Here is a 10,020-nt window from a genome sequence, read left to right as displayed (position 1 = left end):
GTCCAGGGCCTGGCCCCAGTCGCCGAGGTGGGTGGGGCCGCCATCCAGGTAGCCTTGGGTGCAGGTCCACGCGCCCCGGAAGGGGAGGGTGAGGGCAACCGCGCCTTGGTGGGCCAGCCGCACCCGGGCCGTGGCGTAGGCGTAGAGGTTGCGCTCGGGCGAGTAGCGCTGGATGGGGGTGAGCACGAGGCCCGCGCCCGGCCGCTCGCGCAGCAGCAGCACGTACAGGAACAGCAGCGCCGTAGCGCAGTAGGGCAGCGAGAGGGCCGGCAGCCCCAGCTTATCGAGTACCGTGGTGAAGCCGGCCAGCGCCACCACCGTCACCGGCACGCTCAGCAAAGCCCACCCATAGCTGGCCGCCGAGGGGATGACGAACACGCCGCCTACGGCCACGGCGGCCACCACGTAGTTGGCCCCCAGGTTATAGTCCATCGGCCCGCTGCCCGCCGGCCCGGTGAGCAGCAGCAGCCCATACGCCCCCAAAAAGCCCAGCACCGACAAGGAAAACGCAATGCGCGAGTGCCACAGCAAGCCCGCCGCTACCAGCAGCCCCGCCAGCGCACTGTCCTGAAACAGCACCGCGCTCAACGCCCGCAGGTAGGTGGCCAGCAGGGGCGGCCAGGGCCAGTCGCCCACCCACTGGGCGGCCGCCACCAGCCGGGGGCCGCCCAGGGCGTAGGCCTCGTTCAGCCAGTAGATGCCGCCCTCGGCCGCCGGCAGGTGCAGCAGCGGCCCGGCTCCCAGCAGCAGCACCCACACCGTGCCCACAAAGGGCAGCGACAGAAACGGTAGCCCCCGCCCGCCCAGCCAGCCGCCCAGGGCTACGCTCAGCAGCAGGGCCAAGCCCGCGCCCACCACCACCAGCCCCGCCATCCCCCAGCCCGGCGCGAAGAACGAGGCCAGCGCCAGCCCGGTGAGTAGGGCATTAAAGCTGTACGCGCCGCTGTCCGTCCATTCCTTATTGAAGCCCCCGAGCCGTGCCCCCGCCACCGCCAGGCAGGTACTGGCCAGCCCCGCCGCCCCCACCACCGGGTGCCCAAACGACACCACCAGCAGCACAGCCGCAAAGCCCCGGTGCTGCGAAAAGAACAGCATGGCGTAGCTGTGCAGCACGGCGCGGAAGAAGGAGGAGAAGGAGGCAGGCATGGGTCGAGGGAAGACCAGTAAGCAAAGGAGAAAGATAACCGAAGTAGGGGCGGGGCTTGCCCCCGCCCGTCGTTGAACGGTGAGCAGTGGTTGATTGTGAGTGATAGGCGAGGCGGCCCGAACGGCGGGCGGGGGCAAGCCCCGCCCCTACAACAGATGCTCCGGCACCCGCTCCAACTGTTGCAGGTACTCCAGCGTCTCGGCGGCTCTTATCAAGTGCACCGCGCCGGCCTCGTCAATCATCACCACGTTCGGGCGCAGGTTGATGAACTGCTGCCACTGGCTCATGTTGTACGCGCCCACTTTGTGCACCACCACGGTATCGCCGGGGGCGAGCAGGGGCAGGGCAATGCTGTCGCGCAGCTGGTCGATGTTCATGCAGAGCGGGCCGTAGAGCACGGTGGGCTCGGTTTGATTGGAGAATTCGCGGGTGGGACTGATGTGGTGGTCGTACCAGAAGGAGGTGAAGAGCAGGTTCACGCCGAAGTCGAGGATGGTGGCGCGGCGGCCGTCGGCCAGGCGCTTATTCGCTAGCACCGAGCCGATGAGCGAGCCCGCATCATCGACCAGCGCCCGGCCGGCTTCCAGCACCAGCAGCGGCAGCTCATCCGAAGGGAAGCCCGCGCCCAGCAGCGCCCCGGTGATGGCCTCGGCGTACTCGTCCAGCGGCGGCACGGTGTCGGCGGCGGGCAGGTAAGCGCCTTTCAAAGTGTTGGTGGAAGGGAAGCCGCCGCCCAGGTCGAGGTACTGCACGGCTGTGTGCAACTCCCGCCCACAGCGGAGGGCCAGCGCTGCCAGCTTGGTAGCCGCCGTGCCGTAGGCTTTGGGCTGAAGCACGTAGGTGCCGATGTGGCAGTGCAAGCCCACCAGCGCCAGCCGCCCCGACGTTACTACTCGGCCCAGCGCCTGCCAGGCCTCGCCATTCTCTAGGTTGAAACCAAACCGGTCCCACTGCGGGTAGATACCGGCGTCGAGGTTCACGCGCAGGGCCACGCGGGGCCGGGTGGCGCGTCCGGCGGCCACGTCGAGCAGCAGGTGCAGCTCGTCAGCATTATCGAGGTGAATGACGGCATCGACCTCACAAGCTCGCTCCAAGTCCGTGCGCCGCTTACCGGGGCCATTGAAGAGAATGTGCGGCCCGGGCACGCCGTTGAGCAGCGCCTTTTCCAGTTCCATGCTGCTCACCACCTCCGCCCACGCGCCCTCCTGGTGGAAGGTGCGGCACACGGCATTCAAATAGTTCGTCTTGTACGACCACGCCAGCTGCACCGCCGGATACCGCGTGCCGAAGGCCCGCACCGCCGCCTGGTAGCTGCGCCGCAGCTGCCGCTCGCTCAGCACAAACAAGGGCGAGCCGAACCGGGCCACCAGCTCCGCCACGGGCACGCCATCGAGGGCCGTGGTGGGCGCGGCCCCGGGGCGCGGGCCGAACTTGTGCAGCGCGCCGGCCGTGAGCTTGCGGAGGGTGGGACGTTCGTAAGGTTTTTTCATGAAGGATGATGATGAACCAGCGGACAACTCCCCTCCTCAGCCGAGGAGGGGATGCTGGCGCGAAGCGGCAGCTGGGGTGGTTGACTCGTTGAACGACTCGCGCCCGCTTCAACCGGGTGTCGTTCGGGCATCGTGCAACGAGGTCAACCACCCCCGTTGCCGCGTCGCGGCAACATCCCCTCCTCAGCTGAGGAGGGGAGCTCAAAGTTCGCCCAGCGCGGCCACTTGCTGGAATTCGGTGTGGTCGGTAATCAGGTCCCAGGCGTAGCGCACGAACATCTTGCCCACGGCGTAGCCCTCCATCATCGGCACGGGCAGGCCCAGGGCCAGGCGGAGCAGGGCGGCGGGCTGGTTCTGGCCGGCGGCGGCCGTGAGGTATATCCAGGCCGGGAAGCGGGGGTTGATTTCGAGGATGACCAACTCATCGGCCGCCGTGCGAATCAGCTCCAGCTCGAAGCCGCCGCGCCAGCGCGTGGCCTCGGCAAAACGGCGGGCCAGGGCCAGCAGCGCCTCGTCTTCCAGCGTAATGCCAGCCCAGGCCTTGCCCCGGTCCGTGATGGTGAGCTTGCGCATGGGCACCGCACTCAGGGCGTGGCCGTGCCCGTCGCCCAGCCCGGCAATGTTGATTTCCTGCCCCGCCACAAACGCCTGCGCGATGAGCGGCACGCCCCACAAGCCACTCAGCCGTGCAAACGCCTGCTCGGCCTGCGCCAGCGAGTGCACCACGGCGGCATCGTAGTAGCGGCCCTTCAGCACCAGCGGCCAGCCTAGCTGCTCAGCGGCCGCGGTTATTTCAAAAGCACTGTGCAGGGGCCGGCTGGCCGGCGTGCTCAGCCCGTGCGCGGCCCCGAAGGCGGCCAAGTTCAGCTTATCGCGCGCATCGAGCTGGGCCAGCGTTGGCAGAAACGTGTGAATGCCCAGCGCCCGCAACTCGGGCTCCAGCTTGATGAAGTTGAACAGCTCGGCATCGAAGTTGGGGATGAGCACGGCCACGTCCTCCCGCTCGCGGATGTGGGCCAGCCGCGCCAGCAGCGCCGCCGTGCCCGCAGCCGGGTAGGGCAGCTGGTAGGTCTTATCCACCAGCTCACGCAGGTAGATGCCCGGCTCCAGCGCCTCGTAGCTCAGCCCGATGATGCGAAGGTCGAAGTCCGTGGTTTCGCGCAGGGCGCGGATAACGGCCACGCCCGGGCCGGGACTGTCGGTGGCGTTAAGGCCGGTCACGGCCACGGTCAGGCGCGGGCGGGTACTGGGAAGGGGCACAGTGGGTTAGTCTAGCAGGTTGAAGTCGCGCAGCTGGGCCAGCAGGTCGTCCCAGTCTTTTTCGAGCTGGCCGGGGGCCACGTCGTAGCGCTCCAGAATGTCGGCCTTGATGGCAGCCGTGTCCAGTCCGGCCTTGGCGCGGGCCAGGATGTCGGCTGCCAATGGGTTGGCCGCGAAGGAGTCGCCGGTGGCGGGATTGAAGATGAATCCGGCCTCGCTGGTGGCAATGTTGGGCTTGAGCTTCATGGGAGGGGAAAGGTAGGGAAGGAAGGGTTAGAGCGGGGGCGGCCCTGTCATCCTGAGCGCAGCGAAGGACCTTATCACCCAAGAACGGTCTGTAGTAATGCTGTCGGCAATTCAATTGGCGCAGGCGTGATAAGGTCCTTCGCTGCGCTCAGGATGACAGGCGTCTGCAACGTTGGTTTAGCACAAGCCCCGCTACGGAATCACCTCCACCCAGCCCTTGAACTTGCGGCCATCGGTGTAAGTGGCGAGGTAATAATACAGCCCGCCCGCGCCCTGGCCACCCCACTGAAACCCGCGCTCTGACGACGCAAAAACCTGCTGCCCCCAGCGCGAGAAGATTTTGATGCCCGCAAATTTGTTATCGCAGAAGTCCACCGGCAGGTCGGGCATGCGCAGGAAATCGTTCAGGCCATCGCCGTTCGGCGTGATGACGTTGGCCGGGCGGAAGGCCGCTAGCTCCGCCACCGGCACCACCTGGAAGCGGATGACCCGCTCCTGCGGCAGCGGTACGCACGGCCCGGTTTCGGTGAGCTTGAAATGCACGACCAGGCCATCATTAGCACCGATGGCCGCCACAGCCACGCAGGTGGGCTCCCAGGCGAAGGTGGCATTGGCCAGCCCCGTACCGTTCTGGGCCGCAAACTGCATGCCCACGGCGGCCAGGTCGAAGCTCTCGCCGGTGGCGGTAAGGGCCAAAGAGTTGCGGTCAGCATCGGTGCCGGTGAGGGTGGCGGTGTAGCGTTGGCCCAGGGTCACGCGCACCACGGTGGGCGCGGCATCCACGGCCGGGGCCGGGGCGGGCGGGAAACTGCTGGTGAGCACCGGGGCCGCGTTGGGGGCCTGCGTGGCAGTGAAGGCCACGCGCACGGTGTCGTGCTTGGGCAGGCTGCACCCGTTATCGGCCACAATGAGGTCGAGCAAATACACCTTGCCCTTGGTGTCCGAGCAATCGGGAAAGCAGAGGGTGGCGGTAAGGGTATCCGGTGCGCCGGCGGCCCGCACCGTGCCGCTGGTGCTGGTGGTGAAGGTGGGCGCGGGTACCGTGAAATTGACTGCCCGCGTGCTCATCGTGAGCACCGAGTTCGGGTCGGGGTCGGTGTAGCGGATGGTGAGGCAGCGGTTGCCGCCGGGCAGCAGGCGTAGCGTGTCGCGGCCTGGGCGGTATAGCGTGGCACTATTAGCGGCGTGCACCTGGAGCTTCGGGGCCACGTTGGTGGGGCAGTTCAGGACATAAAGCTGGAAGTCGCGCCGCGTTTCGCCAATCTTCACGCCCTTGCGGTATTCCGAGCAGCGCACTCCGAACACAAACAACCCCAGGCTGCTGGCCCGCACCGTGAGGCGGCCGGTGTGGGCGTCGATGCCCAAAGCCGGCGAGCCCGGAATCTGGTTGGTGGCGCTTAGGCCCTGGCTCCAGGTGATGGGGGCGTAGGGCGCGGCGCTAGGCAGGGGCGCGGTGTTGCCCACGGCGGCGGTGGCGTGGCCGTTCAGCGGCGTCACCATGTCGTAGATGAGTGAGTCGCCGTCCACATCCTGCCCGCCGAAATCGTAGTAAAACAGTTCGCCCCGGCACGCATAGTCGCCCAGGGGCGGGAAGATGCGCGGCGTGGAGTCAATAAAAGCCGCGCCATTGCGGACGACGGCCGGAAATTCGAGGTAAAAGGTCTGGGCCGCGCCGGCCGGGTTCACAATGTTGCTGATGGTGATGTTGCGGCAGCAGCGCTCCACGGCCACGTAGTAGCCGCCGGCATTGGCGTAGGTGGCGGCGTCCAGGATGATGTCTTTGGTGTACACCAGCTTGCGGGTGCTCAGCGAGCCCACGGCGCAGGCCGGGTTGGTGTATTGCACGAAGGTATTGGAGGTGAGCGGCAGCGTCACGTTCACCACGCGCTGGTTGGTGGCTTTCACAAAAATGCTGGCCACGAGGCTCTGGTCCAGGGCCAGTGGGTCGCCGTTGATGGCATCAAAATACAGGTTGAGGCTGAGCGTGTAGGTGCTGCCGGACTTGTACTGCAAATCCAGCTCGCCGCCCACAATGTGCGTGGCCGATGCCGCCAGCGGCAGCAGCAACAGAAGCAAAAGACCAAGCGAGCGGAGGGTATTCATAGTGATAATGAAGATAATAAATATGGCTGCGGCATCCTAGGAACCTCACCCCCGGCTCCCTGCCGAGCGCCGCCCCCTCCCTGGGGAGCGGCGGCATCGGTCTTTTTTTCTGACGGAAATTGTCAGTCTCCTCCTCTTTTTTGAAGAGGAGCGGGAGTGAGGCTCCGCTGTGCCGGATTAGTTAGCGCCGCCCGTGCCGGTACCCGTGCCCGTGCCCGTCGTGGTGGTGGTAGTAGGCGTGGTGGTCGTGGTGGTTTTCTTGGCGCAGCCGCCGTTGGGGCTCACGTTGTCTTTCTCGCAGCCCGAGAAGCTGCTCATGGAACACAGCAGCGCCGCGGCGCTGGCAAAACGAAGTACGGAAGTTAAGCGCATGATTATGAAGAAAATGGTGGTTGAAAAAATGAATTGAAAAAAGAAAAATGGGGAACGAGCTTAGTGGATGTTGCCGCCCACGGCCAGGCCGCTGGGCACGGCGGCGGGCACGGTGCGGTCGTAGCTGGCGGCAGTGAGGGATTGCAGAAAGGCGATGATGTTCTGCGGGTTAGTCACGCGGCCCGGGAACAGCGGGTCGCGCTGGCTCACGCTCACGTGCGGGTTGGCCGAAGGAGCCTGGCCCCCGCGGCCGGGGTCGTAGAAATTGAGCACGGCCGTCAGGTTGGCCAGCGTGCCGCTGTGCATGTAGGGCGCGGTGAGGGCCACATTGCGCAGGCTGGGCGTGCGGAAGGCGTAGCTGCCATTCGCGCCCGCGTCGGAGGCGGGGTTCTTGGTGTTGTCGGCCACGCCGAGGACGTGCAATTGGTAGTCGCTGAGCATCGGGCCACTGTGGCATTTGGCGCAGCCGCTGGTCACGAAATCATTCAAGCCCTGCACCTGCTGGGCCGTGAGGGCCGATTTATCGCCACGCATGTACTGGTCGAAGGGCGAATCAGTAGCTACCAGCGTGCGCTCGAAGCAGGCAATGGCCTTGCCGATATTGGCCGCCGTGATGGGCGTGGCCTCCGCAAACGCCGCGCTGAACAGCGGCCCATACGCCGCGAAGCCGCGCAGCCGCGCCACCACCGAGTCGAGGGCCACGCCCTCGGCATACTGGTGGCCGCGCATCTCCTCCAGCGTGGCCACGGGCATCAGCGACTGCGTTTCGAGCGACTGCGCCCGCAAATCCCAGAACATGGCGGCCGTGGCAGGCTGGCAGGTGCCATCGGTGGCCATGCCATTGAAAGCGGCGTTGAGGACCGTGGGCGAGTTTCGCTTGACGAAGGCAATGTCGTTGGGGGCGCGGAAATGGCGGGCAGTGCCCAATCCCTGCCCATTGCTGCCGATGCTGAGGTCGATGGCGTCGGCGTAGCCGCTGGCGGGATGGTGGCAACTGGCGCAGCTCACGTCCTTGCCGCCGGATAGCACGGGGTCCCAGAACAGGGCGCGGCCCAGCGCGATTTTGGCCGTGCTGCTCGGGTTGTTGGCCGGGGCGGATGCCACCTGCGGCAGGGCCGTGAGCGTGGCCAGGTCGGCGGCGTTGGGGGTATCCGGCTGTTTCTGGCAGGCCACTACCACCAGCAGCGCGGCGGCGGCCACCATCGAAGCAACGCGGGGAAGTAGAGACGAGGCCATGGGAATATTGGAAGATGAGCGGAGATAAAACCAGCAGCCCCGTTGGTCTTGGGGACGGTGGGATTGGTTCAAATTTGCAGGCCCTCTATAGGCTGGTCAAACTGCAATCGGCGAGTTACTAGCCGGCGTCGCCCATTCGCCCATTTAGCCCCCCAAACGGCGCGGCCCCAAACCGCCACTGCGCCACTGCCCGCGCCAGCGGCCCAAAGTGCCGACTGGCCGATATCCAACCCCCGCTGGCCGATGCGAGCCCGGGCACGCGGGGCCGCCGTTGTAGCTTGCGGAGCAATTCCTATCCACCACTTCTATGGCGTTACCGCTACTCCGTTCGGCTTCCACGCTGCTGCAGCACGCCCTGGTCTGGGGCCTGGTGGCGGTGCTTTTGGTGGCCCAGCAGCCCGATTACCCTGGCCCGAAGCCCACCGAGTTCTGGCTGACGCAGGCCGTGGTGTTTGGCCTGCTGGTGGGCGTGTTTTATTTGAATGTGCTGTGGGCCGCGCCGCGCCTGCTGTACGGCGGCAAGGGCTGGGCCTACGTGGCCCTGAATGCCGTGGTGGTGCTGGCAGTGCTGGTCATCCATCAGCAGGTGGAGCAGCGCCTGGGCGTGCCCGAGCTGGTGGCCACCGCCCGCGAGGCCGTCCTCAACCCGCCCAACCCGTGGTCCGGCCCACGCCCGCACCCGCAGCTGGGGCCCGATGAAGGCCGCCCGCTCTTCAATACCGGCGTGCTGCTGATTACGCTGCTGGTGCTGGGCATTGCCACCAGCCTCGCGGCCATGCAAAAGGGCCAGCGCGACGCCGAAAGCCGCCTGGAACTGGAGCGCCGCCAGGTGGCTACCGAACTCAGCCTGCTTAAGGCCCAAATCAACCCGCACTTCTTCTTCAACACCCTCAATAACATCTACGCCCTCACCCTGCTCGACGCCGACCTGGCCCGCACCAACCTGCACCGCCTCTCGCGCATGATGCGCTACGTGCTGTATGAGTCGCCCGCCGGCCATACCCGTTTGAGCCAGGAAATCAGCTTCCTGCGCGATTATATTGAGCTGATGCACCTGCGCCTGACCAACAAAGTGCAGGTCAAGTTCGAGATGCCCGACCCGCTAAGCCCCGACCCGTTCATCGCGCCCATGCTGTTCCAGCCGTTTGTCGAGAATGCGTTTAAGCACGGCGTGAGCGCCACCGCGCCCAGTTGCATCACCATCCAGCTGCGCCAGCCCACGGCCAATACCGTCGAGCTGTGCGTGCGCAACACCGTATTCCCCGACCGGCCCGCCGATGACGACGAGCCCGGCGGCATCGGCCTAGCCAACACCCAGCGCCGCCTCGATTTGCTCTATCCCCACGCCCACACCGTGCGCGTGCAGCCCCGCAACCCCGCTAACGAGTACGAAGTATGTCTGCACCTGAATCTGTAATCCCCGCCACTGCCGCCGCCCCGTTCGTCATTAACTGCGTGGCCGTCGATGACGAGCCGCTGGCCCTTGGCCTGGTCTGCTCCTTCATCGAGCAAACCCCGTTTCTGCGCCTCGTGGGCCGGCACGAAAGCGCCGTAGCCGCCCTGCGCTCGCTGCATGAGCGGCCCGATGCCCAGCTGCTGTTTCTCGATATCAAGATGCCCGACCTGAGCGGGCTGGAGCTGGCCAAAGTCTTGCAGCACGGCCCCCGCGTCATCTTTACCACGGCCTTCAACCAGTACGCGCTGGAAGGCTTCCGCGTCGATGCGCTGGACTACCTGCTCAAGCCCTTCGACTACCAGGAGTTTCTGCGCGCCGCCCTCAAGGCCAAAACCTACTTCGAGATGAAGCAGGCCAGCGAAACGCCCGCGCCTGCCTCCGCGCCACTCAATCCACCAGTTCCCCAACCCGCCAATGCACCCGAGGACGATTACATCTACCTCAAAGTAGAGTACCAGCTGGTGCGCGTGCCCCTGGCCGATATCGTGTACGTGGAGGGCCTGAAGGACTACGTGAAGGTGCACCTGGCCACCCAGACGCGGCCGTTGCTCTCGCTCACCAGTCTGCGCGGCATGGAGGAAAAGCTGCCCGCCAGCAAGTTTTTGCGCATCCACCGCAGCTACATTGTGGGGCTGGGTCACATCCAGTCCGTTGGGCGCGGCACGGTGCAGATTGGGGGCGAAACCCTGCCCGTGAGCGACGGCTACCGC

General features: G+C 66.0%; 9 protein-coding genes. 2 read left to right on the top strand and 7 right to left on the bottom strand.

Going from position 1 to position 10,020, the window contains the following annotated elements:
- From AAFH49_RS22165 to AAFH49_RS22135, 7 genes are all read right to left on the bottom strand, one after another.
- On the bottom strand, positions 1 to 1,146 hold a 1,146-nt coding region (locus tag AAFH49_RS22165; RefSeq protein WP_342301652.1), incomplete at its 3' end, for an urea transporter.
- Positions 1,147 to 1,293: 147 nt separating this feature from the next.
- Positions 1,294 to 2,637, bottom strand: coding sequence for a type III PLP-dependent enzyme domain-containing protein (locus AAFH49_RS22160; RefSeq protein ID WP_342301651.1), 1,344 nt, complete (start codon positions 2,635 to 2,637; stop codon positions 1,294 to 1,296).
- A gap of 201 nt (positions 2,638 to 2,838) precedes the next feature.
- Positions 2,839 to 3,897: an ATP-grasp domain-containing protein gene (locus AAFH49_RS22155; protein WP_342301649.1), complete on the bottom strand. Its 1,059-nt coding sequence runs from the start codon at positions 3,895 to 3,897 to the stop codon at positions 2,839 to 2,841.
- A 6-nt stretch (positions 3,898 to 3,903) separates the two neighbouring features.
- Positions 3,904 to 4,143 (bottom strand): PqqD family protein, encoded by a 240-nt coding sequence (locus AAFH49_RS22150; protein WP_342301648.1) that lies wholly within the window; start codon positions 4,141 to 4,143, stop codon positions 3,904 to 3,906.
- A gap of 192 nt (positions 4,144 to 4,335) precedes the next feature.
- The gene (locus AAFH49_RS22145; RefSeq protein ID WP_342301647.1) at positions 4,336 to 6,246 is read right to left on the bottom strand and encodes a T9SS type B sorting domain-containing protein; all 1,911 of its coding nucleotides are present in this window, start codon (positions 6,244 to 6,246) and stop codon (positions 4,336 to 4,338) included.
- 177 nt (positions 6,247 to 6,423) lie between these two features.
- On the bottom strand, positions 6,424 to 6,618 hold the full coding sequence (locus tag AAFH49_RS22140; protein WP_342301645.1) for a hypothetical protein: 195 nt from the start codon (positions 6,616 to 6,618) through the stop codon (positions 6,424 to 6,426).
- 60 nt (positions 6,619 to 6,678) lie between these two features.
- A complete protein-coding gene (locus AAFH49_RS22135) occupies positions 6,679 to 7,854 on the bottom strand; it encodes a cytochrome-c peroxidase (protein WP_342301643.1) in 1,176 nt (391 codons plus the stop codon).
- 307 nt (positions 7,855 to 8,161) lie between these two features.
- Between AAFH49_RS22135 and AAFH49_RS22130 the strand changes: the two genes are divergently transcribed.
- Both AAFH49_RS22130 and AAFH49_RS22125 read left to right on the top strand, forming a co-directional pair.
- On the top strand, positions 8,162 to 9,271 hold the full coding sequence (locus AAFH49_RS22130) for a sensor histidine kinase (protein WP_342301642.1): 1,110 nt from the start codon (positions 8,162 to 8,164) through the stop codon (positions 9,269 to 9,271).
- A partial coding sequence (locus AAFH49_RS22125; protein WP_342301640.1) for a LytR/AlgR family response regulator transcription factor occupies positions 9,250 to 10,020 on the top strand: 771 nt, incomplete at its 3' end. The genes AAFH49_RS22130 and AAFH49_RS22125, both read left to right, overlap by 22 nt.

This window comes from Hymenobacter segetis (assembly GCF_038448715.1).
In the GTDB taxonomy this organism is placed as follows: Bacteria; Bacteroidota; Bacteroidia; order Cytophagales; family Hymenobacteraceae; genus Hymenobacter; species Hymenobacter segetis.
This window is presented reverse-complemented; position numbering and strand designations above follow the sequence as displayed.

Bases quoted from the DNA above. Each gene is read 5' to 3' on its own strand.
- AAFH49_RS22130 (WP_342301642.1), top strand. From the start codon at position 8,162: ATGGCGTTACCGCTACTCCGTTCGGCTTCCACGCTGCTGCAGCACGCC.
- AAFH49_RS22145 (WP_342301647.1), bottom strand. From the start codon at position 6,246: ATGAATACCCTCCGCTCGCTTGGTCTTTTGCTTCTGTTGCTGCTGCCG.
- AAFH49_RS22135 (WP_342301643.1), bottom strand. From the start codon at position 7,854: ATGGCCTCGTCTCTACTTCCCCGCGTTGCTTCGATGGTGGCCGCCGCC.
- AAFH49_RS22140 (WP_342301645.1), bottom strand. From the start codon at position 6,618: ATGCGCTTAACTTCCGTACTTCGTTTTGCCAGCGCCGCGGCGCTGCTG.
- AAFH49_RS22150 (WP_342301648.1), bottom strand. From the start codon at position 4,143: ATGAAGCTCAAGCCCAACATTGCCACCAGCGAGGCCGGATTCATCTTC.
- AAFH49_RS22160 (WP_342301651.1), bottom strand. From the start codon at position 2,637: ATGAAAAAACCTTACGAACGTCCCACCCTCCGCAAGCTCACGGCCGGC.